Genomic DNA, 24346 nt, shown 5'->3' on the forward strand with positions numbered 1-24346 from the left:
AGTGTGCGTTAGGAGTTGACGTCCGGCTTGGTGACCACCGTGTGCGTCGCATGGTCGTACAGGAAGGTGAGCGGGCCGCCGTCGTGCGCCATGTCCAGGTTGGCGCCGTCCCGGTGCCCGTACCTGCCATAGTTCTCCTCCCAGGAGCCGTTCAGCGCAACCTTGTATTCATAGTGCCCGGCGGGGAGGTCGGCGGTGAGCTTCCACAGCTCGTCACTGCGGTCAAAGGTGAGGTGCAGGGCCTCGCCGGACGGATCCCAGTCGGCTCCGCCCAGGGCGCTGCCCAGGTTTCCGGCCACGACGACGGCGTCAGGCTGCGGGAAGGAGGGATCCGGCAGGTCCGTACCCCGGTGGGCGCCGTGGTGTTCCCGAGGAACCTCCGGAACGGCCACCGCCTCCTGCAGCGCCTCTTCAATGACGTTTTCCACATCATCGGCGGCAGCGGACGCGTCCGGTGCCGCCGCCGTGCCGGCGCCCGCCGCAGCAGCCGGCGCCGTACCGTTCATCGCCGCGAGCAGATCGGCCGTGTCCGGGAAATCCTGCAGCGCCTGCCGGCCGGGCACTGTGATGCTCCAGCCGGCCCGTCCTTCCTTGGTGATCCAGCCGGCCTTGACCAGTTTGCTGCTGGCGTTGGACAGGGCCCGTTCGCCCCGGGCTGCGCCGCTGGCCAGCAGCTCGGACTCGCCGCCCGTCAACGGCACCTGCGCCACAGCGGCGGCCAGTACTTCCCCCCGGCTGATCCTGCGTTCTACAGCCGGATCTTCAGCTGCCAGGACTTCCAAGACGGCTTTGAGCCTCAGTGCAGTGTTTTCAATGGTGTTTTTGGCCAATGTCCCTACCCTTTCAAACGGTGTGTGCAGATCCTTTACTGAGCTTACTGATCGCCGCTCAGGATACGGGACAGGCAGCAGTGTTGGACACAGTGGCACCGCCGCGGCGGAGGGAATCTGCCAGCTCGCCGAACTCCACGGCGACCAGCGGTGAACGGGCACTGTACGCCTGAAGCAGGGCTGCTTCGACAATGTCCACATCAACGTCTGCCGCATCCTCCGCAGCGCCGGCAGTGTCCGGGTTCCACTCCAGGCCCAGCGCGGAGTAGCAGTCCGCCAGGACGCTGCGCAGCGGTGCGGCATCCTGCACCACCACTACCGAGGAGAAGAGCCAGGCTCCGGACACCACCCGCTGGGCAGTGCCAACAAGCTTGATTTTTCGACCGGCCCCTGTGACGCCGTGAACGGTGAACTCCCCCGGGCAGTACTCCCCCCGGATCTCACCCACTGCCGCATCCACTCCGGCCTGCCGCAGGGCTGACGCGTATAACTCGCCGAACGCAGCGAATCTCCCCCGCGACCCCGTCACCGCCTCGAGTCCGGGTTCCACATGGTCCAGGACGAGGCAGCCCTGATGGTAGGCCGCTGCCCGTCCTCCGGCCTTGCGGGTCAGCGGCTCAAATCCGTGTGCTCGGCAGGCCCGGGCGGCGGCGTCGAATCCGGGGAGGCGGGCATCGCGCTGGCCCAGCGCCACGGTGGGCTGCGGACGGTAGATACGCAGCGTCGGCCCGATCCCGCCGGTACGGGCGGCGGCCAGCATGGACAGAGCAAAGTCCAGGTCCTCCGCAGCACCCAGCGTCCGGTTCTGGCGCACCACCGTGAGGGGCACCGCCGCGGCGGCGCTGCCGGCGGAACTGCCGGCGGAACAGAGCGAATCCTCGGGCACGGCCGGCTTCCTAGGGCTGCCCGCCCAGACGGCGGACCGTCAGGATCTGTTCGCTGCGGCCAAAGGGACCCTCGGTGTCGTGCAGTACGGAGGAGGTCAGTCCAATCCCGTCAGTGCCGAAGGTAACCCGGGTATCCAGGCCCAGCCATTCGCCCCGGGGGGCGCGGTAAAGGTGGATCTGCAGGTCAACGTTGGGGAACATGTAGCTGTCCCCGCCCGGAGGAACCCTGGCCGCAACACCGTTGGCCGTATCCACCAGGCCCACCAGCCGCACAAGGTCCGACGTCGTTTCCCCCTCCAGCATGGAGTGGGGTGTGCGGATCCATACCTGGCCGCGTCCGGGCCGCAGGCCCTCAACGGCGCGGAAATCCAGCGACCCGATATAGTCTCCGGGCCACGCGGTCATCCCCCAGGCCTCTGCCAGGCCGTCAGGTCCGGGCATCGGGGCGTCCTCCAGGGCCGCCACCTCGCCGGTTGAACCCAGCGCCAGCCGCCACCCCGTAGCCCGCACCGCCGCCCGTCCCCCGGCAATCAACTCTGCTTCCAGCAGCTCAATGGTGCGGCCGGGGCGCAGGACCTTGGTTCGCACATCGAAGGTTCCCCGAGGAATCACCCCCAGGATGTCGTAGCTGATGCGGGCCAGCCGCATATCCGGCCGGGGACTGCAGGTTTCCAGCGCATGCGCCAACAGACCCGCAACCGGAGCCATGTGCTGCTCATGCTCGTTCCAGGCGCCCTGCGTATGAAGGGTGGATTCAAAACTCTCCTCGCCCAGGGCGCGGTAATACGACTCGGCCACAGCTGTGCCCTCCTTGCGGTTCAGGTTTGTGTCTCAGGCTACATGAGCACGGCCTCGGCGCCGGCCCGGTCCACCGGCAACTGCCGGGCCGGCGGTAAGGCCGATGGTCCGGGCCGGCTCAGTACTGGCTGAAGGAAGCGGTGGCGGGGTCCGCCCCCAGCCTTCTGCCGGCGTCGAGCTCGTTGATCTGTTCCATGTCACGGGGCGTTAGCTCCACGCTCACCGAGGCGAGGTTTTCCCGCATCCGCGCCGGCGTGGCCGTTTTGGGAATGGCGATATTTCCGGACGCCAGCTGCCAGGCCAGCACCACCTGGGCCGGTGTTGCCCCGTGGCGCAGTGAAATCTCGATCACCGCACTGTTCTCCAGATCCTCGCTTTGCCCCAGCGGGCTGTAGGCCTCAACCGCCATGCCATGGCGTCGGGAAGCATCCGCGAGCGCCCGCTGCTGGAAGGTGGGATGCAGTTCAATCTGATTGACCACGGGAGGGACAGCGGCCGCGTGGATAAGTTCATCCAGATGCTCGGGCAGGAAGTTGGAGACGCCGATGGCGCGGGCCAGCCCGTCGGAGTAAATCTGCTCCAGATCCCGCCAGGCCTGCAGGAACAGTCCCTGTGAGGGAACCGGCCAGTGAATCAGGTACAGGTCCACGCGGTCCAGTCCCAAGGCCGCCCGGCTCTCCTCGAACGCGGCACGCGCCCGCCCCTGGTCTCCGTTGCGCAGTTTGGTGGTAATAAAAAGGTCTTCCCGGGCAATGCCGGAGGCTGCGACGGCGGCTCCCACCGCGGCTTCGTTCTGATAGGCAGCGGCAGTGTCAATGTGGCGGTAGCCGGCCTCGAGGGCACCTTCGACGGCTTCCTGGGTACTCTCCGGCGGGATCTGGAAAACTCCGTAACCCAACTGGGGAATGCGGACCCCGTTGTCCAGATCCATTCCCGGGACATGTTCATGCGTCATGGCTGCCTTTCCTCGTGTTGGCCTCCACCCTATTTCCCTCAGGAAGTGTTGGGTACCCCTAGGCGAAGGGGCCGGCGGCGAGCAGAATGGGTCCTGCATCCGGTGCCTGCTTGCGCGGGACGGCTGCTCAGTCACCGACTACTTCGAATGAGGATTTCATGCAGTACACCCATCTGGGCCGTTCCGGCCTGAGCGTTTCCCGGCTATGCCTGGGCACCATGAACTTTGGCCCCAAGACCGAGGAGGCGGACGCCCATGCCATCATGGACTCCGCCCGAGAAGCAGGCATCAATTTTTTTGATACCGCCAACGTCTACGGCTGGGACAAAAAGGGCTGGACGGAGGAAATTGTGGGCCGCTGGTTCGCCAAAGGCGGCGGCCGGCGCGAAGATACGGTTATTGCCACCAAGCTGTACGGGTCCATGAGTGAGCGCCCCAATGACACCTTTCTTTCGGCGCTGAACATCCGCAGGGCCCTGGATGCCAGCCTGTCGCGCCTGCAAACCGATTACATTGACCTCTACCAGTTCCATCACATTGACCGGAACACCCCGTGGGACGAGATCTGGCAGGCCATGGACGTGGCGGTGCAGCAGGGCAAGATTATTTACAACGGCAGTTCCAACTTTGCCGGCTGGCACATTGCCCGCGCTCAGGAGGCTGCGCAGCGGCGGAATTTCAACGGCCTGGTCAGCGAGCAGTCCATTTATAACCTCATCAGCCGCACAGTGGAACTGGAAGTCATTCCGGCAGCGCAGCAGTACGGACTGGGTCTGCTGCCCTGGTCACCGCTGGAGGGCGGGCTGCTGGGCGGAGTACTCAAAAAAACCGAGCAGGGCGGGCGGCGCACCGAGGGCCGGGCCAAAGAGGCACTGGAAACGCACCGCGAGGCGCTGGTGCAATATGAGGATTACGCCGATGAGATTGGTGTTGCCCCGGGCATCCTGGCCCTGGCCTGGCTGCTGCACCAGCCCGCCGTTACGGCGCCGATCGTGGGACCGAGGGTCCAGTCACAGCTCGACGACGCCCTCAAGGCCCTCGACACCGAACTGGACGCCGAGGTGCTCGCGAAGCTCGACACCATCTTCCCCGGCCACCGCACCGCACCGGAGGACTATGCCTGGTAACGGGCGGCGACTGCCTCTACTCCGCTGACGCACCATCCGCCGGAAGAATCAGTTCGGGACCGTTATTGCGCACCGAGTTGACCTCGCTGGATACCACCCGCGGGGTCAACACCGGTTCCGGTATGGCGTCCAGCAGCTGCTGCACGCCTGAAGTCTCCGTCAGCTGCGGGTCCAGCCAGTCCGCGTAAAGATCAGGGGGCACAATCAACGGCGTGCGGTCGTGGATATGCCCCAGGGCGTCACTGGCTGCCGTGGTGATGATGGTGAAGCTGAGCAGCCATTTGTGGTCATGGTCTTCGGGCAGTGAGGGGTCGGGCCAGAACTCGTACAGGCCGGCAAAGGCCAGCGGACCCTCGGAGGGCGAATACAGATACGTGGGAATCTTGGTGCCGCCGGATTTTTCCCACTCGTAGTAGCCGTCTGCGGGAACCAGTGCCCGGCGCTTGACCGCAGCCTTGCGGAAGGCCGGCTTCTCCAGAACGGTTTCCCGGCGGGCGTTGATCATCCGTGCTCCGATTTTCGAGTCCTTCGCCCACACCGGCACCAGACCCCACTTGGCCGTGGCCAGGCGGCGCACCGCCGCCGGCGGTCCGCCGTCGTCGGCTCCTTCGCTGCTGCCGCCGGCGGTGACGGTTCCCCCGGCCGCCCCGGAGCCGCGGTGGACGCGCTCCGTGACGATGCGCACATTGTCGGTGGGCGCCACGTTCCAGGACGGGGCGACGTCCTCCCCCACTGCCTGATCGGCAGCAAAGGCAGCCACCAGGTCAGATGTTGCCTTGGCCATCACGTATCGTCCGCACATTCTCCCATTGTGCCTGCCCCGGCGGGGAACGCAGAGGACTCCCGCATTCGAATATGTGTTCTAATTTTAACTATGGACCAGGATGCGGCTGCACGGATCGCCGCCCGCTATGCCCGGCGGGCGGAGCCGATCGAGCTGACCCCGGAGGAGCTGGACTTTGAGCACTATCCGGCCGCCACCGCGGTACCGGGAATCCCCGTCTGGGCCTGGATCCGGTTTCCCAACTCCGCCGAAAGGGTCAAGGGCGAAGCCTGCACCTGGAATGCCAAAGCGGTGCAGGTGCTGTGGGCCGACGCCGGAATCCGGCGTGCCACCTGGGTCTGGGCATCGGCCGTCACCCGGCGGGTCAGCGGCGGCAGGAAGAGCGGACTCGGCGAGCGCACGGCCGGCAACAGCCAGGAGAGTGCGTAATCCACGGGGCGGCGGACGGGACAGAACCGTCGGCATCCTGCAGAATGGGCGCGGCGGAACAAAACTCCGCGCGGTGCCGGGAGGTCCCGCTGCCGTGAACATCACATCAGGGAGCGCACGTGGACATTCTTCTCATCGGCGGAACCGGGGTCATCAGCTCCGCCGTGGCCGAGCAGGCAGCCGGGCTGGGCCACCGGGTGACCCTGCTGAACCGCGGCGCCTCGACTGTCCGTCCGGTTCCGGCAGGGGCAGAGGTGCTGCATGCGGATATCCGCGATGCGCAGGCGGCCTCCGCTGTTTTGCGCGGACGCGAGTTCGACGCCGTCGCGGACTTCATCTCCTTTGTTCCGGATCAGCTGGCCGCGAGTATGCAGCTGTTCCGCGGCCGCATGGGGCAGTATGTGTTCATCAGTTCGGCCTCCGCCTACCAAAAGCCGCCGGCCCGGCTGCCCATCGTGGAGTCCACTCCCCTGCGCAACCCTTTCTGGCAGTATTCCCGGGACAAAATCGCCTGCGAGGATCTGCTGACCGCCGCCTACCGGGACGAGGGCTTTCCGGGAACCGTGGTCCGTCCCTCGCACACGTATGACCGGACCATGATCCCGCTGACCGGAGGCTGGACGGACCTGCACCGGATGCGGGCGGGATTGCCGGTGCTTGTCCATGGGGACGGAACATCGTTGTGGACACTGACCCACAGCCGCGACTTTGCACAGGCCTTCACCGGATTGCTGGGACGTCCCGCGGCCGTGGGGGACGCCTACACCATCACTTCCGACGAGTTTCTGCCGTGGAACGAGGTCTACCGGATCATGGCTGCGGCCGCCGGCGTGCCCGAGCCGGAACTGGTGCATGTCTCCTCGGACACCATTGCCGCCCACGATCCGGGCCGCGGACCGGGCCTGCTCGGCGACAAGTCCCACTCCGTAATTTTCGACAACACGAAGATCAAGTCACTGGTGCCCGGATTCCAGGCCCGGATCCCGTTTGTGGAAGGAGCCGCGGAGATCCTGAACTGGTACGACGCCCACCCCGGAGAACAGAAACTCGATGAGGACTATATGGCCCTCTCCGACAAACTTGCCGCTTCGGCGGGCTGAACGGTCCGGCCGGCCGCGGAGCGTTGGCTAGGAAGCCCAGCGCTTCATGAAGGCAGCCATGGCATCACGGGCAATAATCTCTCCCGGGCGGTATTCAGACTTTCCGTTGGCTGCCGGCCACCCGGTGGACACTCCGCTTGACGCCAGCCAGGAGATTTCCTTATAAAACTGGGTGGACTTGGTGACGTCGGCAAAGGGCGACGTCTTGGGTGCAGTGTATTTGGGCGAACCCTTTAACCGGTAGAGAAAGGCGGCCATGGCATCACGGCTGACCGCGGCGGTGGGGCGGAACACTTTAGTGCCGTTCTTTTGGGACCAGCCTTTGGAAATACCCTGGGCTGAGAGCCAGGCTATTTCCTTGTAATAGGGGTGGGTGGTCTTTACATCCTTGAAGGGTGATTTCTTTGGCGGCGTGTATGCCGGCGAGCCCTTCAGCCGGTACATGAAGGCGGCCATGGCCTCACGGGACACTGCTTGGAGAGGGCGGTACGTTTTGGTGCCGTTCTTCTCGGCCCACCCGGTGGAGATCCTCTTGCTGTACATCCAGTTCATATCGGCCAGGAACTTCTGCCCGCTGCGCAGATCGCTGAAGGGGGAGACCTGGGCGGGCGGTTTTGCCTTCGGATAGCCAGCCAGGTTGGACACCACCAGATGCCATCCCTTGTAGGGTCCGCTGGTAGGCACCACATACCCCACTCCGGCGTGCGTTTCCCGGGGATCGAGCATGGCCGCCCGGTGAGCGGGGGAATTCATCCACCAATCCACCACGGACGCAGCCGAAAAGTTAAAGGCGATGATTTCTCCGTACCAGTTGGCTCCGGCCGGGATCATCGACCCTCCGGCGTCGGGCCGGTGGATGCCTGCCCAGTCAAATTTCGGATCAGCGGTGGCGACCAGTAAGTGATCCGCCCAGCCCTGGGACACATCTGCGATCTTTTGGTTCCAGACCAAAGCGGGAACACCTGCCGCCCGCCGCTCGGCATTCATCAGGTTAAATACCTGATTGGCAAAGGGATCGCTGCGAACCGATTCAGCGGATGCATCCGGGGCAGCGGATCTCGGACCAAGCAGCCCCTCGGCTGCTGCCGCGTCAACGGAAGCCTGAGCCGCCTCCGGAGACAACAGGCCCGGGTCCGGCTTGGGAGTATCCGGCATGACGGGCGGAACATCGGCAACCGGTGGCTGCTCACCGTCCGGTACGGGAGGACCTGCTGGGGCCGTCGTTTCAGCAGGTTCGGGCACTTCAGCTGGAGTTGCAGCAGCGGGGGGATCCTGCGCATCGGACGGTTCCGCCACCACAGGTGCCGGGATATCGGGGGCCTCAACGGCCGGCTCCGAAACGGACGGCAGCGGCTGCAACGTGGCGGCTGCGGCGCTGCTCGGAACGGCAATGGCTGCGAGGATAAAGGCAGCGGTGACGCGGACGGCACAGGTACGGAAAGCGGTGTTCTTGTTCATGATTGTGAGTATCGTAACCGCACTACTGCACTTTCCGCCCATTCACCCCGGGCATCGAAGAAAATACACCGGAATGAGGATAGGTGCTTGACCGTATTTGATCCGGACACCAAGTTATCCGGACGATTTGTCCGGCCGGATTTGAGCGCCTGAATATCACCTAGGTCAGATGATTGCGGCGATTGCGGTGTTCCAAGAGCAGCCGGGCACCGTTAACTACAAGAGTTTCCAACGAAACGCCCTGTTCCTCTGCCAGCTCCTCCAGCTCCCGTCCCAGCTTCGGCGGGATCCGCAGTTCAATGTTCATGCGTTAAATCGTATCGGCGTTGTAAGGTCGCCGCCGACCGGCCGGGCGTTCATTACGTCACCTGCCGAGCACGTTTTCCAGGGCTCCAGGGTCCACTCTGGAAAACGTGCCGCCGAAGATGGTTAGAACTTCGCGTCGTAGCGCTGCAGGAAGGCCGCCATTGCGTCACGCTTGATCGGCTCGTAGGGCCGGAAGGTGCGGTCCTCCCAGCCGGTGGAAATCCCGGTGGCAGCCAGCCAGCTGATCTCCTTGTAGTACTTGTTGTTGACTGCAACATCCCTAAACGGTGAAACTTTGGGAGCGGTATAGGCGGGGCTTCCGGCCAGACGGTAGAGGAACGCCGCCATCGCGTCACGATTAATGGCCAGCTTTGGTCCAAAGGTGTTGCCGTTCCAACCGGTGGCCACCTTCCGGGCATCAAGCCAGTTGATCTCCTTATAGAACGCACTTCCCGCAAGGTCACTGAACTTGGACTTGGCCGGCGGTGTATAGGCAGGACTGCCGCTGAGCCGGTAGAGGAAGGCGGCCATGGCCTCACGGGTGACGGGTTGGAAAGGCCGGTAGGTCCCGTCTGCCCACCCCGTGGTCACCTTTGAGTTCTTCAGCCAGGTGATCTCCTTGGCGAACTGCATTGTGGAGGGAACATCCGTGTACGGACCCGGAACCGGGGCCGGTTTCACCGGTGCCTGCACAGCAGTGTTCCGCGCAAACGCCGTCAGTCCTGCTGCGGTCCCGTTCCACACGTTCGAGTCGCCCACGAACGGCCCGGTGCTGCTGTATTGCCACACGCTGTAGTACCGCCAGCTGGCGGGAAGCTGCCCGGCACCCACTTCGTTGTAGCTGGCAATATGCAGGGGATTGTCGGCGAAGGCCGCGCTGTTTCCGGTGCAATATGACCACCAGTCCGTGGTCGTGTAAATCATGGGAGTGCGGCCTGTCCGGGCCTTAACCTGGTTGGAGAACGCCTTGATCCAGTTGACCATCTGGGTCTGGCTCATGTCGTAGCAGGTATTGCCCAGGGACGTGTAGGGGTTGTACTCAATATCCAGGAGCGGGGGGAGCGTTTTGCCGTCTGCTGACCAGCCGCCGCCGTTGTTGACAAAATAGTTCGCCTGATCCACGGCCGATGAGACGTTGGGGAGCGCAAAGTGGTAGGCGCCGCGGACCATGCCCACGTTGTAGGAGCCGCCATACTGCTGGTTGAAGTTCGGGTTCTTGTACCCTGTTCCCTCCGTGGCCTTCACATAGGCAAACTTGGAGCCCTGCGCCCAGGCGCGGTTCCAATCGACGTTGCCCTGGTGGCTGGAGACATCCATGCCCTGAATGCCGGCCGGACGCCAGTTTCCGCCCAAAGGCTCAGCAATCTCACCCTCCGCGGCACCGGACTCAACGTCAGCCGCGGCGCCATCGGGAACATCCGCATCGGGAACATCCGCTTCGGGAACACCGGGCTGAGGCTCCTCCCCTGTCTCCATGCTGCCTGCTTCGCCGGGGGCCGGCAGCTGCGCATCGCCGGACACATCGAGCCGGTACATCCCCTGTCCCATCCGGGCGCCGCCCTCACCAATGATTCGGGCCTGCTCGGCCTCGCTGAGGCCATTGGCTGGACTTTCAGCACCCACGGCAGGGGCGGCCGCCGCCGGACCTGCCAAGCATGTGACCGCCAGCAACGCCGCGAGCGCTGCAGAGGTGAGACCGGTGGAAAGCATTGTTGTTTTCATTATGTCCTGGATGAGATGTCGGTGATGATCACGCGTTTTGCACGGAGGTGAAGAACCCCCCAAGGTTCTTCTTTTGTGTTGTGCCGTACTGACGGCCACTACGGCGGCTGATCCCGGTGAAGTCTCCCGCACCGGTAAAACCTGCTTGCCTTTTCGCATCAACGGGATTCGTTCCCGCGCGCTACTTATACCGTAGGTCACGATTTTTCCGGGCATCAGACCGGCGTAGCTGAATTGAGTATTTTGCAGGTAAATCGTTACATACCCTACATTTGGCCGACGGCGGCACCTGCGGCACGGAGAAGCCATTTTCCCGGCGCCGTGGCTAGAGCCAAGACAATGGTGGGCCGCCTTCAACAGCAACGGCGGCAGAACATATCAGCGAAAGTCCGGTCCGGTAGGGTGTCCGCCATGGAGATACTTGGAGCTGTCACGATTATTGTTGGCATGGTTCTCTCGACAGCGGTGGAATGTGCGGCGCGGGGGAAAATCGGGATCAATCCGATTGTGGGAATCAGGGTCGGCTATGTCACCCATTCGCCGGCGGCCTGGCAGGCTGGCCACCGGGCCGCTCGCTGGCCAACCCACGCCGGCGCTGCCGCATACATCACGGTTGGAGTTTTGCTGATGACACTACCCATGTCGGAGACGACAGCCGGGGTGCTCGGAATAGCGGCCGCTGCGGTGCTGCTGGGAATGATCGGGTTTGGAGCTTTCCGCGCCAACCGGGCAGCCGAAACAGTAGTAGTCCGGACGGTCTCGGCCGCGCAGGGCTCCTAGCCCCTCACGTCCCTTACCGCCACGACGTATCACCGGCTGTTACAGTGCTTCAGGACTGCAGCCGCGCGCATAAAAATCGACTTCCACCGCACCTGCCGCAGCCCACACTAGAAGATAGAAAGCAGCGGTCCTTTGGGGGAACGCAGTGAAAGGAACGTATGCCCGAGAATAAGCCTGATCCTACGCCCGATAATGAACTGCGGGACGACACTATTCCGCCGCTGCCGCCGCACCCTGATGCCAATTCTTCGGGTCAGGAGTACCCACAGGCTCCGGGCGGGCAGAGCTACCCGCAGCAGGGCTATCCCGCCCCCGGGCAGGGCTACCCGCAACAGGGCTACCCCGCCCCCGGGCAGAGCTACCCGCAGCAGGGCTACCCCGCCCCCGGGCAGAGCTACCCGCAGCAGGGCTACCCCGCCCCCGGCCAGAGCTACCCGCAGCAGGGCTACCCCGCCCCGGGCCAGATGCCTCAGGGCCCCTACGGTCAACCCTATGTGGAGCAGAAGTCCCGTCTCGCGGCTGGCCTGCTCGGTATCTTCCTCGGCGGAATGGGGATCCACCGTTTCTACCTTGGCCATATTGGCCTGGGAGTCATACAACTGGTCCTGACGCTCTTGACCTTTGGTTTCGCCTCGCTTTGGGGCTTCATCGAGGGAATCATGATTCTCTGCGGTGCACAGAGTTTCCAGAGGGATGCAAAAGGCGTTCCGCTCCGGCCGTAGCTGCGCTTCGACCGAACCGGGACGACCGCTGGACCCCGGAACGCTAGTGTCGGAGTACCGGGACACCTTTCCTCCGCCCGGACCCCTGCGAACATTGGAGCATCATGGCTGAGGTACTGGTAATTGTGGGAATGGGCGGCATGGGCCAGGCCGTCCTGCGCCGTTCGGGCGCCGGCCGGAAAGTGCTGCTGGCTGATTTCGACGAATCCCTCCTGGAAACCGTGGTGGCTTCCGCATTGGGTGACGGGTACGACGTCGTGTCCCAGCGGGTGGATGTGTCCTCACGGAATTCTGTGGCGGCGCTGGCCGCAACGGCGGCGGAGCTGGGGACGGTCACCGGCGTCGTGCATACCGCGGGGCTCTCCCCCGTCCAGGCGCCGGTGGACGCCATCTGGAAAGTGGATTTGTTCGGTACCGCAGTGGTCCTGGACGAGTTCCAAAAGGTCATCGCTCCGGGCGGGTCAGGCGTCTTCATCTCCAGCATGTCCGGTTACATGGTGGGCAGCCAGATTCCCGCTGACGCCCTGGCCAGCCTTGCGGCGGTGCCCACAGATGATCTGCTTCTGGTGCCGTTCCTCGCCGAAATTGACAATCCCGGCTACGCCTATGGCATCGCCAAGCGGGCCAATCAGGTGCGGGTGCAGACGGCGAGCCTGGCCTGGGGTGCCCGCGGGGCGCGGGTGAACACCATCAGCCCCGGCGTCATTTCCACGCCCATGGGCCAGCAGGAGCTCGCCGGTGAATCGGGTGCGCAGATGCGGGCCATGATTGAAGGCTCCGGCACCAAGCGGGTGGGCACCCCGGGCGACATTGCCAACGCTGCGGCCTTCCTGCTGGGGCACGATGCCAGCTTCGTCACCGGTGTGGATCTGCTGGTCGACGGCGGTGCGGTAGCCGCCGTCGACACCTCCCAGCGCGCCCGGTTGGTCGGCTAAGCGGGCCTGGACGGCGGGCTGCAACCGGCGGAAAGCCGGCCTCAGCCCGTCATCTTGCTGAAGACCCGGCTGCCGCCGGGGTAGTTGTCCCCCGAACAACTGTCACTGTTGCTGTCGGACTGCACGTTCACCGATCCTGCTCCATCCACGCCAGTTCGGCACTGCCGTAGCGCGGCGGAGGCCAGCGGTGCTCAAGCTGCGTTCCGGCAATCAGCAGCGGTGGCGGCACGTACACCAGCTCACCGTAATCACTCCGGCAGCTGCGCACCGCAGGTTCGGCCACCACCGTTTCGGCGCCGGGCGGCGGGCCGGGCAGCCGCATCAGTTCCTGGGCCGTCCGCGCCAATGACAAATGAGCCGATCCGATCACTCCGCGGATACGTGCGCCCGCCAGTGCGACGGCGGCAGCAGACATCCCCAGTCCGGTGGCATAGTCGAGGGCCTGCACCGGCAGGGCACCGGGCTGCCATTGCCCGGTGTCCCCCGCGCTTCCATAGAGGTGGGAGAGACCCGTGGCAGCCTGCACAATACTGTCGAAACCGCGCCGCCCGGCCCACGCCCCGCGGTTCCCCCATGCGTCCACGGAAACTACCGCCAGCCCGGGGTAATCAGCACGCAGCGACGCAGCGTCAAGCCCAAAGCGGGACAGGGATCCGGCGCGGTAGGCGGTGAGTACGACGTCGGCGTCCACCAGCAGCGAGCGCAGCCTCCGGTAGGCATCCGGGTCCCCGAAGTCCGCGACGGCACTGCGTTTGGAGAACCCGGTATCCAGGTACTGGTCCTCCAGCTCGGGAAGAGCGGGCGGATCCACGCGCAGCACATCGGCCCCCAAAGCGCCGACGATCCGGCTGCCGGACGGGCCGGCAATGACCCGGGTCAGGTCCAGGACGCGCAGTCCCGCCAGAATCCCATCTCCGCCGCTCGACAGAGCCGGCGGAGCGGGAGCGGTTTCCTCGAGGTCCAGCCGGAGCCAGGGCTCATCGAGAAGCACCCGGCCCTGCTCGGAGGCTTTCCACTGCTCGGGAGTCCGCACCGCCGCAGCCAACCCGCCGTGCGCCGTCACCGCGTCTTCAACCCCTGCAGAGGTTAGCCTGCGGACGGCGTCGTCCACCTCCGCCGGTCCCGCCACCTCCAGGGCGGCCAGCAGGGCGCGCTCATGATGCGGATAGTTGGCGTGCAGCCGGACCCAGCCGTCTGCGGTGCGCCGGAACCCTGACAACGGGGCGAATCCCCTGGCTGCCTCACCGTTGATGCGCAGGTGGGTAAACGAGGAGAACGAGGAGGCCACGCCGTCGGACGTTAGACTGACCTGCTCCGGACGCCCGGCCGGGGACGCATAGGCGGCGACGGCGGTTGCCAGCGCCTGCAGCGCACCCAGGCCAAGGCCTTCGACGTCGAGCCGGCCCGCCCACCACCAGCGCGGCCCTGACCACCGTGCCGGCTCGAAGCCGTTGGGCAACAGCGGTTCCAGGCTGCGCCAGAGCGCCGGGACGGGGGTGTTCATCGTCATATCCGAAGTATGCACGTCATCCCCGGCGGCTGCGCAGCGGCGCCGGTGGCCTGTGCTGTTAGGGTGACCCGGACGCGGCGAGCCATTGGAAGGACCCATGAGAGACAATCCCGACTACGCACTCTATGACGCCGAGGCCATCAAGGACCTCATCCGCGGTAATCCCTGGTGCACCTTCGTCAGCCACGTGGAAGGCCGCGGAATGGTGGCCTCACACTACCCGGTCCTGCTGGAGGAGGATGCTGAAGGAATTGTCCTGCTCAGCCATATCGGGCGGCCGGACGAGGTCAAGCACGGGCTGGGGCAGCACGAGATGCTGGCCGTCATTCAGGGTCCCCACGGCTACATTTCACCCGGCTGGTACGGTTCCCAACCCAATGTGCCCACCTGGAACTTCGCCGTCGCCCATCTCTGGGGTACACCGGAAATCCTGTCCGATGACGAAAACCTGGCAGTTTTGGACCGGCTGGTGGAACACTTCGAGGCTCCGCTGCCCGAACCCCATCTGCTGCACGCAACCAGCGAGAACAGCGAGTATGCGCACCGCATCGTCCGGGGCACCGTGGGGTTCCGCCTTCGGATTACGCGGATTGAGGCCAAAGAAAAGATGAGCCAGGGGAAAAGTCCTGAAACCATCCACAGCGTCATTGACCATCTGCAGCAGCCCGGGCCGTATGCCAACCCCGCACTGGCTGACCGGATGCGGCAGGTCAACGTGGAAGCCCTTGGCGGACTTTCGTGAACCCTCCTAACATCCTGCTTCAGGACGCTTCGCTCCCGGGCCGCCCGGGGCGGTATGACATTTCGCTGCACGGCGGACGCATCGCCTCCATTCTTCCGGCGCAGGCAACTGCTCCGGGGCCGGGCACGGATGTTTGCAGCCTTGACGGACGTTTTGTGATCCCGGGCTTGTGGGACAACCACGTCCACTTCAGCCAGTGGGTGATCCGGCAGCAGCGGCTGGACCTGACGGGTGCCGGCAGCGCGGCGGAGTTGCTGGCGCGGGTTGCGGCTGCCGTTGGGGCCGCGGGCGGCAGGGAAACCCTGGTGGGATTCGGCTTCCGCGATGCGCTCTGGCCGGACGGGCCCACGCTGGCGGGCCTGGATGCCGTCACGGGCGCGACGCCGGTGGTCCTGATCAGCGCAGATCTGCACTGTGCTTGGGTCAACACCCCAGCGCTCGGCGCTCTGGGCATCGCCGGGCACGACGACGGGATGGTCCGGGAGTCGGAGTGCTTCCGGACGCTGGAAAAGCTTGAAGATCCGGACGCCATCTCGTTTGATGCCTACCGCCGGGCCGCTGACGCGGCGGCCCGCCGCGGAGTCGTCGGCATTGTGGACTTTGAAAACGCGGACAACCTGCGGCTGTGGCCCGAGCGCGTGCTCCACGGCGTTGACGCACTGCGGGTTGAGGTCTCCGTGTGGCCGGACCGGCTGGCAGCCACCGTCGGACTCGGGGTGAAGACCGGCGATGTGCTGGACGAGCAGGGACTCATCACCATGGGCCCGCTCAAGGTCATAGTTGATGGCTCGCTAAACACCCGCACCGCCTGGTGCTGGGACCCCTATCCCGGGCTTTCCGCAGACCGGGAATATGCCTGCGGCCAGAACCCGGTTCCGATGAACGAACTGCGGACGCTCATGGGCACCGCCCGCGACGCCGGGATCAGCGCGGCGATTCACGCCATCGGCGACCGTGCCAACGCCATGGTCCTGGACACCTTCGGCGAACTGGGCATGACCGGAGTGATCGAGCATGCGCAGCTGATGAGGGAGGAGGACTTTGTCCGTTTCCGGAAGCTGGGCCTGGCGGCCAGCGTCCAGCCCGAACACGCGATGGATGACCGGGACGTAGCCGACATGTTCTGGCCCGGCCGGACCGGCCGGGCCTTCGCCCTTGGCTCCCTGCACCGAGCCGGAGCGCCCCTGCGGCTTGGTTCCGATGCCCCGGTGGCTCCCCTTGACCCGTGGTTTGCGCTGGCATCCGCGGTCAGCCGGAGCAGGGACGGCCGTCAGCCGTGGCACCCCGAGCAATGTGTGCCGGCCGAGGTTGCCCTTGCAGCGAGCGCCCGCGGGCGGTCAGAGGTGCAGGTGGGTGAGGCGGCGGACCTTGCCGTGACCGAGATGGATCCCTTGAACACGCCCGCGGAAAAACTGCGCACCATGCCGGTGGCTGCGACCCTGCTCGGCGGCCGGTTCACCTGGAGTGACCTCTAACGGACCGTTGCCGATCCCTCGTCCCGGCCTCCGCCTCCGCCGCCTCCGCCTCCGCCGCCTCCGCCGCCGTCGTCGTCGTCGTCCCGGGGAACCTTAGGCGGCAACCATTTCTTCCTCTTCCCGGACCCGTGCGCGTTCATCGGACAGCCGGATCCGGCGGACACTCCACAGATGGGTCAGGACCAGCAGGATGCCCCCGAAGACCAGCCACAGCGCCAGCTTTAGCCCATCAATACCGAAGGACTGGCCCGGAAAGTACACCAGGCTCTGCGCCGCGTGCAGCCAGGCTGCGCCGTTCCAGAAGGTCCCCAGTGCGGCAAAGAACGGCGGCAGCGTTTCGGCCGTAAAGATGCCCCCGCAGCTGGTGAAGTTCAGCATGACAAACAGCAGCGTGAGGGTGGGCGTGGTCCATTTGCGCAGCACCGGATGCAGAGCGACGCCCAGCAGGGCAATCGTGGTGACGTAAAGCCAGGACAACAACCACATGCTCCCGAGCCCGTTTTCGAGGATTCCGTAGATCGGTCCGGCGATGACCACGCCGATCCCCGCAATCACCGCGGAGCTGCCGAGAACGACGGCGGCCCGCCACAAGATGGAGACCCGTCCGGCAACAGCGGAGATGGCCACCGCACTGGAGTAGGCGCCTACGCTCAGCCCGACCAGCAGGAAGAAGAGCCCCTGGGAGGTCGGGTCATGCTCGTTCGTGGGAACCACGTCCACAATGTCCAGCGGCAGATGCTGGTCGAAAGCCAGCGGCTGGAAGATTTTCTTGGCCACCTCCGCCGTTGTGGCCGATGCAGCCGAGGCAACATACAGCGTGGCCGCATCCTCGCCGGGCTCGTAGGCCGCTGAAATCTCGCGGTCAGTCATCAGTTGTTGGGCCTGCTCCGCGTCCCCCACCACCCGGGTATCCAGCCGGCCGGGCTCCGCGTCGTTGAGCTGCTGGGCGAAGACCTCCGCTGAGGTTCCGGTACCGATCACGCCCAGGGACAAATGGTTCGGTTCGGGCTCGTGGAAGGCACCCAGATAGGCCAGCCCCATCCCCGCAGCCAGAAAGAACGGAATCAGCAGGTGCAGCCCCAGCGCTTTCCAAAACGGAGCTCCCGGCATGCCGCCGGCACGTCCCGGTGGCAGATCAGCGTGGACAACTTCAGGTGACGGAACGGATGCGGACGGCTCGGACATGGGACCTCTCTGGATACAGGCGGAGAATTCCGACGTAAGTTGCACTATGCAACGTTCCATTGTTGCATAGTGCAACATGGAGCGGATGCCGCGGTTCGGCTGCCGCAGGAGAAGGTAAGTTGGAGACGTGGGACAACAGGACAAATCCAGGGACACGGCAATAGGAAGCGTCTACGACCAAATCGACGCAATCTATCGCCGCGCGGTTGCACGCTCCCGGCGGATCAACGCGCCGCTGTCGCAGGTGGAGCAGTCACTGCTGGCCTTTATCGGCAGCAATCCCGGGTGCCGCGCCACGGACATTGCTTCCGCCTTCTCGCTGAACCGCTCCACCGTCTCGCGTCAGGTGCATGCGCTGGCGGACCTTGGCCTGGTGGTAGAGGGCGACGACGGCGATCACCAGCCGCGCCGCGGCCGCGCCCTGTCCGTCACGGATGAGGGTGCAGACCGTCTCAAGCGGTCCCTAGCCATTCACCGGGAGGCCGTGCGCAACCGTCTGGACGGCTGGAGTGAACCCGAGCTGAAGGATTTCGCTGCCGCCTTGGAGCGGTTCAACGCTGCCAAGGACGAATAGCAAACCCTTCACTCCAGAAGCCACCATCCGGTGACTGCGAACGCCGCTCCGGATACTCCCATGCCAACAAACACGGCTCCGGATCGTCCGGTGACAACACTGAACAGGAATCCGGCCAAGACTGCCGCATAACCGATCCAGAGCCCGCTCCGGGCCGGCTGGGGAAGCTCCATAAGAAGCCGGCCGAAGCCCTTCACCGTTTTCATGACACCTCCCTGAAAGTGGTCAGTAACCCGGCGCGGCAGGAAGTCCCAGGAATTCTTCCAAGGTGGTGCCGGCCTCGTGCATTGTGCGGGCGTGTTCCGTCCCCACATAGCGCAGGTGCCAGGGTTCGTGGGCGTACCCGGTGATGTGTTCGGCTCCGGCCGGATAGCGGATGATGAAGCCGTAGTGTTGGGCGTTGGTGGCGGCCCAGGAACCCGCCAGCGTCTCGGCGAAGCAGGACTCCAGGCCGCAGGTTCCGTCCGGGTTGGCGATGTCGATGGCCAGCCCGGTCTGGTGCTCGCTGTATCCGGGGCGGGCCGAAATGGAATCCGCGGCCTCCGGCCCAAAGCTGTCCGTATAGGAGGTGTACAGGTGCTCCTGCTCGCCTCCGGTCCGGAAGCCGCTCACCGCGGAGATGGGAACTCCGGTGGCCCCCGCTTCCGCGGCCATCTGCAGGTACGCAGCTGCAGCCTCTGCCCGCAGAGGCACGCCAGCGGCATCGGCCAGGTCCTGCGGAATGTAGTCCGCGGGCAGCGGCCGGTGCTTATTGACTACGGCGAGGGCGCTGCCCGGGGAGTCAAACTCCAGTACGGCAGCCGCGGCGGGCTGCGCCGACGTCGCTGGGAGCTCTTTGGAACCGGACCAGGAAAGGTACATCAGCAGGCAGATGCATACTCCGGCGATGATAGCGATGTGCGTGGTGACGTGCTGACGCGGCATGGTTGTCCCTCCCCCCGCAAACTGTTCCATATCTGCCGCTGGCTCGGCGGCAGCGACGCGGTGAAGACACGCTCCGTCAGGGGCGGCCGATGCTAGGGTGCTCCCATGCCCCAGCACCTGCCGCCGGAAAACACCTTTGACCACCGTCGCTCCCTGGACGGTGAGCACGTGGGCTACATCCACATGACCGCTGACGGAGCCTTCATCCCGTACGACCTGCTGCATCGGCAGCAGGCGGAGGCTCTAGAGCTCGACGAGGCGGAGAACCTGCTGGATGACCTCGGACTGGCAATGTTCGTGGAGGATTGGTGGCTGGATCTGGACGGCGATCGGGTGCCGGTGCTTATCCAGGAAGTCCGTCGGGACCGGGTGTCCGTGGCTTTCGCCGCCGCAGGGGCGATCGCCAAGGCTGCCGATATGACCAGCTCTATCGAAGTCCTGCTGCCGACAGACCGGCTCCACCAGACTGCTGCCAAGGAGGGGTCCTGACATGAATCCTTATCTGGTCCTCCTGCGCGGCATCAATGTGGGCGGCAGGAACAAGATCCCCATGAAAGCACTGCGGCAGGAGCTGGAGGATCTTGGCTATCAGCAGGTGTCGACCTATATTGCGAGTGGAAACGTCCTCCTGAACTCCCCCGGTCCCCCTGAGCAGCTGGGCGAAGACATCGAAGCGGTTCTAGTGGAGAAGTTCGATCTCGATGACGAGCTCGTCAAGGTGCTGGTGCTCACCCCGGAGCAGCTTCGGGGCATCGTGGACCACAAGCCGGAGGCGTTCGGTGAGCAGCCGGACAAGTACCACTCCGATGCGATCTTCCTGATGGGAATCGACGCCGAGACGGCTATGACCGCCTTTCGTCCGCGGGAGGGTGTCGACGTCGTCTGGCCCGGTAACGGCGTTATCTATTCACAGCGCCTGAGCGCTGAACGCACCCGAAGCAGGTTGGGTGCCATCGTGGCATCGCCGCTCTACAAGTCCATGACCATCCGCAGCTGGAGCACCACAATGAACTTGTGGGACCGCTTCCCACTGCACTAACGCAACAGTCACCGCAGCCAGCTTGTTTTCGAGAATAGGTGGCGGGGAGCGGCTAGCGTGGAGGCATGAACTACGCGTACGACGTCGAGATCCTGCACCTGCTCGTCTCCGGCGGTCACGCCTATTTTGGCCGCGCCCGGGACGGCGCAGCCGATGTTCCCAGCACCGACGCCGATCGGATGGACGTGGTGGCCGGAAAGGGCATCGTGGGTGACCGGTTCTTCGGCAAGGCGGCCCACATGGACGCGGCCGTAACCCTGTTTGCCGTTGAGTCACTGGAGGCAATTGCCGCCGAGCTCAACGCCGGACCCTTTGATCCGCTGCTCACGCGCCGAAATGTGGTGCTCCGCGGTGCTGAACTGGCGCCGCTCATTGGGCAGGACTTCACCCTTTCATCGCCCGGCGGCAGCGTCGAGTTTCACGGCGGCCGGCACGCCCACCCGTGTAGCTGGATGGACAGGGTCCTGGCCCCCGGTGCACATCACGCGATGCGGGGGCGGGGCGGCCTGCGCTGCCGGCCGCTGAGCAGCGGCGTTCTCCTGCGCGGTCCGGCGGTTCTCGTGAGCCCTGTTCCCCTGGATCCGGCGCGGGCCTTCAGTCCCTCGATCCCGAGGCCCGGCCGGCTCCCCTGAGCCCGCTGCCCTGTCCGGCGGGGCCATTCTAGCGGGGCCGTTCTAGCGGAGCCGTTAGGCAGATTCCCGGTTGTCCACAGGATGCCCGCACCTCATGGTCCCTGCCCGTTTCCTGCTCTAGTGTGTGCGGCATGGGGGAAAACTGGAACGTACAGGTGCCCGGAGCACTCTCGTTGCTGAAGGACGCGGAGACGCTGCTTGCTGGCTGCGAACCGGCGAAAGACGCCGCGCAGAAGGCGCTGAACGTGCTGGAAACGGCGTTCCTGCACTGCCCGGAACTTGCGGACGCCATTGACCACCTGCGGTTCGCTGTCATCGCCAACGATATGACCGACATTCTGCTCCGGTGCAACAATGCAGTGCACGGAACCCGGGAAAGCATCAACGCCTATGCCGAGGGGGACCGTGAGATGGCGGAGTCCGCCCGGAAAGCGGCGTCGCTGGCCGAGGCCGTTCCTGCACCTCCAGGAGTTTCCGGCGGCTCCGGATACTGGATGGTGCAGTAGAAATGGCCCTTATCTACATCGACCTCTCGGCCACCCAACGGGTTCCGGATCCCGAAGTCCTCCAGGAGCAGGCTCCGCTGTTGGCTGCCGCCGGAGCACGGTTTGAGTCGCCCGTCTCGGATGCGGCCAACAAGTGGCGTGCCCTCGACGGTATCTACAACGCCCCGCAGAAGTACCTTGTTCTCAGCGCCTTGACCGTCCCAGCGCGCCAGGCCGCCGATCTGGTGGACAGTACGGCCGCCGTCGCCCGGGCCATAACCACCTTTGCGGAAGCTGTCCGGACGGTACGCAGCGCCAGGGCCAACCTGCAGACCGAAATCACCGCGGCGGAAAGTGACCTGCTGTCCAGGCTCAGCAGCGAGGAAGACCCGCTGGGCACCGAATTTGAGAACACCCTGTTCCGCTATCAGTCGATATTTCAGGAGCGGGCCGACACCCTGGCGGCAGACTACGAACAGGCGCGCGCCGTCTGCCTGACGGCTTTGACAGCAGTCGGCCGGTCCGCCAACGATGTGTCCTCGTTCTACTCTTCGGACACACTCGACCTGCTCAGCCACCAAGCTGAAGCCCTGCATCGACGGGCACTCTCCCCCGGCGCCTCAGCCGAGGACGTGCAGCGTTACTACGATTACCTGGGCGGCATGGCCCCCGACGATTACCGGGCCTTCGCACGGGACTACCCGGAATCCGCTGTGTATCCGCCCAGGGCCGGCTTGGCGGCTGATCGGCAGGCCTCGTTCTGGCAGTCCCTGAGCACAGACCAGCAGGAGGCTCTCACGCAGGCTTTGCCCGCCGTCGTCGGAAATCTGGAGGGTGTGCCCTACAGCATCCGCGCCGCCGCGAATCTGACCACCCTGGGGTTGGTCATGGAACCGGCATGGCGGGCTACGGATGCGCAGCGGGCGGCCTACCAGAACATCAGGGCGGCCCTGCAGGAACGCGATACCAAGGCAACGCAGGTAATGCTCACCCTCATCGCCTTCGATCCGTCCGAACCGCCCCTCGCCGCCGTCGCCATCGGCAATATGGATACGGCAACCAATATCACCGTGAATGTGTCGGGCATGGGCAGCTCCACGCAGGATATGGAAGGGGCGGTGTCGGCGGCCAACAACATCTACACAGAGCAGACGAACTTCACCTCACGCCATGCCGTTCTGGCCTGGATCGGATACAACTCGCCGCACAACCCTCCCTCCACCGAAGTCTTGTTCTCGGACAAGGCGCGTATCGGAGGAGCCAGGCTTGCCTCGGCCCTGGACGGCGTTTTCTACACCCGGAACACAAATATCCCGTCGATCAGCGTGACTGCCCATTCTTACGGAACCACCACGGCGGCTTACGCGCTGAGCCAGACTATCCACACGGTGGACGCCGTGGTGTTCTACGGTTCGGCCGGCGTCGACCCCGAAGCTGCCAGTGCAGCTTCGGATCTGCACGCCCTGGAGGTGTACGCCGCCCAAGGAAGCGCGGATTTCCTTGCCCCCGTTGGCATCGCAGGGTCAAACCTGGGCGACCCGCGCGTGAGTCCCAGCGCGGCAGCCTGGGGCGCGAAGGTTTTCAGCGCGGACGTGCCGGAGCTTGGCGGCACGAACGGCGGCCACGGCATGCAGGGCACCCGCAAACACGCCGGTCTCCTGGACAATGAACTCGGCGGCGGTTACCTCGACTATGACACCGCGAGCCTGTTCCAAATCTCGGCAGCCAGCGCCGGAGGCGGGTCGTCCCTTGATCTCATTCCCCAGTCCGCCGCAGACGACCGGGTTGACCGTGTCAGGGACCTCGCTGAGACAGCCGAGGATATCTACTACGCTCCGGGGCGGAGCGTGGATGCGCTGCAGGTGGCAGCAGCACAAACTGTTGACGCACTTCAGGACGGTTACAACAGTGCAGGTGATTCAGTGCAGGACGGTTTGTTGTTTGTGTCAGACCGGCTGCAGAAGCACTATCTGCCGGATATCGGGCCCCTCGAGAATCCCTTGAACCCCTACATAGATAACGTGCAGCGCGTCGCTGCAGAGGAAGCAGAAGCGGGCCGGCGGCAGCTCAACGGGGTGGTAGATGTTTCGCAGTTTATGGTTGACAGAATTGTTGATTCCCAGCAGAGGGCGGCAGATGACTACTTTAAGACGCGATGGCGAATGCTCGAGTTTACGGCGGGCAGAATCGTTGAGACGTACCGCTATCGCTAGCGCCGCAATAGCTGCCCTGCTGACCCTGAGTTCATGTGTCCAAGGAGACCCCGTGCAGAACAACTCGCCCGCTGCCGACGGCGCAGCCGCTGAGTCCTCCGGCCGGCCGGCGGCCGAGATTTTCGACGATTTCATGGAACTGGCAGCCGACGCGGTTGATGCCACCGGGACAACGGGCTGGACGTACGCTGACGGTTCGCCGTGGAATCCGGAGGCTCCCGACATTGCCTTCAACCCGGCCCCCTGCCAAAAAACGGCCGACGGTGCTGAGCAGCGCTTTATGCAGTTTGGGCTGTTGGGACCTCCTGCCGATGTTGATCCCCGCGAAGCCCGGGAACAGATGAGGGCCTACATGGAAGAGCGGGGATATGACCTCGCCCGGTCCATGGACCCCCCGCCGGGGAACAAGACCAAGAACACCTACATCATCAGCGCCAACCGGTCGGACGGAGCGTTCATTGACTACGGTGCAAACGACGGGGAGCAGCGGCTGAACCTCCGAAGTGAGTGCTCTGACCATCCCTCGCTCAGGCGCCAGGTCAGTGCACAAACACGCTAAAAGCCCCACCGGACACGGCCGAAAGAACCCCTTATGGACACTTGGATGATGCATGGGCATATGAAAACTTCACCAGGTACTGAACCGTCCCGGGAATCATGCCGCCTGTTTGTTGGCGGCGTCGTCGGGTAACAAGCCGGTTTGTAGATCATAATATGTCTGCTCGTATTCCTCT

At 64.7% G+C, this 24346-nt stretch carries 27 protein-coding genes; 15 read left to right on the forward strand and 12 right to left on the reverse strand.

What is annotated here, in order from left to right:
* Positions 1 to 8: 8 nt before the first annotated feature.
* The 4 genes from ABIB35_RS17730 to ABIB35_RS17745 form a co-directional block, all read right to left on the reverse strand.
* On the reverse strand, positions 9 to 830 hold the full coding sequence (locus ABIB35_RS17730) for a pullulanase X25 domain-containing protein (RefSeq protein ID WP_354183055.1): 822 nt from the start codon (positions 828 to 830) through the stop codon (positions 9 to 11).
* Positions 831 to 888: 58 nt separating this feature from the next.
* Positions 889 to 1659 (reverse strand): lipoate--protein ligase family protein, encoded by a 771-nt coding sequence (locus tag ABIB35_RS17735; protein ID WP_354183081.1) that lies wholly within the window; start codon positions 1657 to 1659, stop codon positions 889 to 891.
* 67 nt (positions 1660 to 1726) lie between these two features.
* Positions 1727 to 2515 (reverse strand): thioesterase family protein, encoded by a 789-nt coding sequence (locus tag ABIB35_RS17740; RefSeq protein ID WP_354183056.1) that lies wholly within the window; start codon positions 2513 to 2515, stop codon positions 1727 to 1729.
* A 118-nt stretch (positions 2516 to 2633) separates the two neighbouring features.
* A complete protein-coding gene (locus tag ABIB35_RS17745) occupies positions 2634 to 3470 on the reverse strand; it encodes an aldo/keto reductase (protein ID WP_354183057.1) in 837 nt (278 codons plus the stop codon).
* A gap of 158 nt (positions 3471 to 3628) precedes the next feature.
* Between ABIB35_RS17745 and ABIB35_RS17750 the strand changes: the two genes are divergently transcribed.
* The gene (locus ABIB35_RS17750) at positions 3629 to 4597 is read left to right on the forward strand and encodes an aldo/keto reductase (protein WP_354183058.1); all 969 of its coding nucleotides are present in this window, start codon (positions 3629 to 3631) and stop codon (positions 4595 to 4597) included.
* Between the two features lie 16 nt (positions 4598 to 4613).
* Here the strand turns inward: ABIB35_RS17750 and ABIB35_RS17755 are convergent, their stop codons facing one another.
* Complete coding sequence (locus tag ABIB35_RS17755) at positions 4614 to 5399, reverse strand: SOS response-associated peptidase (RefSeq protein ID WP_354183059.1); 786 nt, start codon at positions 5397 to 5399, stop codon at positions 4614 to 4616.
* 72 nt (positions 5400 to 5471) lie between these two features.
* On the opposite strand from ABIB35_RS17755, the gene ABIB35_RS17760 reads away from it, so the two are divergent.
* Together ABIB35_RS17760 and ABIB35_RS17765 are read left to right on the forward strand one after the other, a co-directional pair.
* Positions 5472 to 5810 carry a hypothetical protein gene (locus tag ABIB35_RS17760; protein WP_354183060.1) on the forward strand — a complete coding sequence of 113 codons (339 nt, stop codon included), beginning with the start codon at positions 5472 to 5474 and terminating at the stop codon, positions 5808 to 5810.
* 119 nt (positions 5811 to 5929) lie between these two features.
* The gene (locus ABIB35_RS17765) at positions 5930 to 6910 is read left to right on the forward strand and encodes an NAD-dependent epimerase/dehydratase family protein (protein ID WP_354183061.1); all 981 of its coding nucleotides are present in this window, start codon (positions 5930 to 5932) and stop codon (positions 6908 to 6910) included.
* Positions 6911 to 6937: 27 nt separating this feature from the next.
* Here ABIB35_RS17765 and ABIB35_RS17770 read toward each other — a convergent pair whose 3' ends face one another.
* The 3 genes from ABIB35_RS17770 to ABIB35_RS17780 all read right to left on the reverse strand — a co-directional run bounded on the left by ABIB35_RS17770 (position 6938) and on the right by ABIB35_RS17780 (position 10384).
* Complete coding sequence (locus ABIB35_RS17770) at positions 6938 to 8368, reverse strand: CAP and S-layer homology domain-containing protein (RefSeq protein ID WP_354183062.1); 1431 nt, start codon at positions 8366 to 8368, stop codon at positions 6938 to 6940.
* 160 nt (positions 8369 to 8528) lie between these two features.
* Entirely contained in the window at positions 8529 to 8675 is a 147-nt protein-coding gene (locus ABIB35_RS17775; RefSeq protein WP_354183063.1) for a toxin-antitoxin system HicB family antitoxin, read from the reverse strand.
* 122 nt (positions 8676 to 8797) lie between these two features.
* Complete coding sequence (locus ABIB35_RS17780; RefSeq protein WP_354183064.1) at positions 8798 to 10384, reverse strand: GH25 family lysozyme; 1587 nt, start codon at positions 10382 to 10384, stop codon at positions 8798 to 8800.
* Positions 10385 to 10807: 423 nt separating this feature from the next.
* Here ABIB35_RS17780 and ABIB35_RS17785 point away from each other — a divergent pair, with 423 nt between their 5' ends.
* The 3 genes from ABIB35_RS17785 to ABIB35_RS17795 all read left to right on the forward strand — a co-directional run bounded on the left by ABIB35_RS17785 (position 10808) and on the right by ABIB35_RS17795 (position 12833).
* Entirely contained in the window at positions 10808 to 11176 is a 369-nt protein-coding gene (locus ABIB35_RS17785; RefSeq protein WP_354183065.1) for an SdpI family protein, read from the forward strand.
* Positions 11177 to 11334: 158 nt separating this feature from the next.
* On the forward strand, positions 11335 to 11898 hold the full coding sequence (locus tag ABIB35_RS17790; protein WP_354183066.1) for a TM2 domain-containing protein: 564 nt from the start codon (positions 11335 to 11337) through the stop codon (positions 11896 to 11898).
* 104 nt (positions 11899 to 12002) lie between these two features.
* Positions 12003 to 12833, forward strand: coding sequence for an SDR family oxidoreductase (locus ABIB35_RS17795; protein WP_354183067.1), 831 nt, complete (start codon positions 12003 to 12005; stop codon positions 12831 to 12833).
* Positions 12834 to 12960: 127 nt separating this feature from the next.
* On the opposite strand, the gene ABIB35_RS17800 is transcribed toward ABIB35_RS17795, so the two are convergent.
* Positions 12961 to 14343 carry a CoA transferase gene (locus tag ABIB35_RS17800; protein WP_354183068.1) on the reverse strand — a complete coding sequence of 461 codons (1383 nt, stop codon included), beginning with the start codon at positions 14341 to 14343 and terminating at the stop codon, positions 12961 to 12963.
* Positions 14344 to 14440: 97 nt separating this feature from the next.
* Here ABIB35_RS17800 and ABIB35_RS17805 point away from each other — a divergent pair, with 97 nt between their 5' ends.
* Complete coding sequence (locus ABIB35_RS17805; protein ID WP_354183069.1) at positions 14441 to 15085, forward strand: FMN-binding negative transcriptional regulator; 645 nt, start codon at positions 14441 to 14443, stop codon at positions 15083 to 15085.
* On the forward strand, positions 15082 to 16560 hold the full coding sequence (locus ABIB35_RS17810) for an amidohydrolase (RefSeq protein WP_354183070.1): 1479 nt from the start codon (positions 15082 to 15084) through the stop codon (positions 16558 to 16560). The genes ABIB35_RS17805 and ABIB35_RS17810 overlap by 4 nt, the downstream gene beginning before the upstream one ends.
* Before the next feature lie 93 nt (positions 16561 to 16653).
* Here ABIB35_RS17810 and ABIB35_RS17815 read toward each other — a convergent pair whose 3' ends face one another.
* Positions 16654 to 17745: a hypothetical protein gene (locus ABIB35_RS17815; protein WP_354183071.1), complete on the reverse strand. Its 1092-nt coding sequence runs from the start codon at positions 17743 to 17745 to the stop codon at positions 16654 to 16656.
* A gap of 127 nt (positions 17746 to 17872) precedes the next feature.
* Here ABIB35_RS17815 and ABIB35_RS17820 point away from each other — a divergent pair, with 127 nt between their 5' ends.
* A complete protein-coding gene (locus ABIB35_RS17820) occupies positions 17873 to 18319 on the forward strand; it encodes a MarR family winged helix-turn-helix transcriptional regulator (RefSeq protein ID WP_354183072.1) in 447 nt (148 codons plus the stop codon).
* 8 nt (positions 18320 to 18327) lie between these two features.
* Here ABIB35_RS17820 and ABIB35_RS17825 read toward each other — a convergent pair whose 3' ends face one another.
* Together ABIB35_RS17825 and ABIB35_RS17830 are read right to left on the reverse strand one after the other, a co-directional pair.
* A complete protein-coding gene (locus tag ABIB35_RS17825; RefSeq protein WP_354183073.1) occupies positions 18328 to 18525 on the reverse strand; it encodes a hypothetical protein in 198 nt (65 codons plus the stop codon).
* Between the two features lie 19 nt (positions 18526 to 18544).
* Positions 18545 to 19243 (reverse strand): M15 family metallopeptidase, encoded by a 699-nt coding sequence (locus tag ABIB35_RS17830; RefSeq protein WP_354183074.1) that lies wholly within the window; start codon positions 19241 to 19243, stop codon positions 18545 to 18547.
* Positions 19244 to 19348: 105 nt separating this feature from the next.
* On the opposite strand from ABIB35_RS17830, the gene ABIB35_RS17835 reads away from it, so the two are divergent.
* The 6 genes from ABIB35_RS17835 (at position 19349) to ABIB35_RS17860 (ending at position 24171) form a co-directional block, all read left to right on the forward strand.
* The gene (locus ABIB35_RS17835; protein ID WP_354183075.1) at positions 19349 to 19732 is read left to right on the forward strand and encodes a serine/threonine protein phosphatase; all 384 of its coding nucleotides are present in this window, start codon (positions 19349 to 19351) and stop codon (positions 19730 to 19732) included.
* Between the two features lies 1 nt (position 19733).
* Positions 19734 to 20282: a DUF1697 domain-containing protein gene (locus tag ABIB35_RS17840; protein WP_354183076.1), complete on the forward strand. Its 549-nt coding sequence runs from the start codon at positions 19734 to 19736 to the stop codon at positions 20280 to 20282.
* Positions 20283 to 20347: 65 nt separating this feature from the next.
* Complete coding sequence (locus ABIB35_RS17845; RefSeq protein WP_354183077.1) at positions 20348 to 20914, forward strand: MOSC domain-containing protein; 567 nt, start codon at positions 20348 to 20350, stop codon at positions 20912 to 20914.
* Between the two features lie 131 nt (positions 20915 to 21045).
* A complete protein-coding gene (locus ABIB35_RS17850; RefSeq protein ID WP_354183078.1) occupies positions 21046 to 21420 on the forward strand; it encodes a DUF6507 family protein in 375 nt (124 codons plus the stop codon).
* A gap of 2 nt (positions 21421 to 21422) precedes the next feature.
* Positions 21423 to 23612, forward strand: a complete 2190-nt coding sequence (locus ABIB35_RS17855; protein ID WP_354183079.1) for an alpha/beta hydrolase — start codon at positions 21423 to 21425, stop codon at positions 23610 to 23612.
* A gap of 52 nt (positions 23613 to 23664) precedes the next feature.
* Positions 23665 to 24171, forward strand: coding sequence for a hypothetical protein (locus tag ABIB35_RS17860; protein WP_354183080.1), 507 nt, complete (start codon positions 23665 to 23667; stop codon positions 24169 to 24171).
* The last annotated feature ends 175 nt before the right edge of the window (positions 24172 to 24346 follow it).

The sequence above is a fragment of the Arthrobacter sp. UYP6 genome, assembly GCF_040547315.1.
Classification (GTDB): Bacteria; Actinomycetota; Actinomycetes; order Actinomycetales; family Micrococcaceae; genus Arthrobacter_B.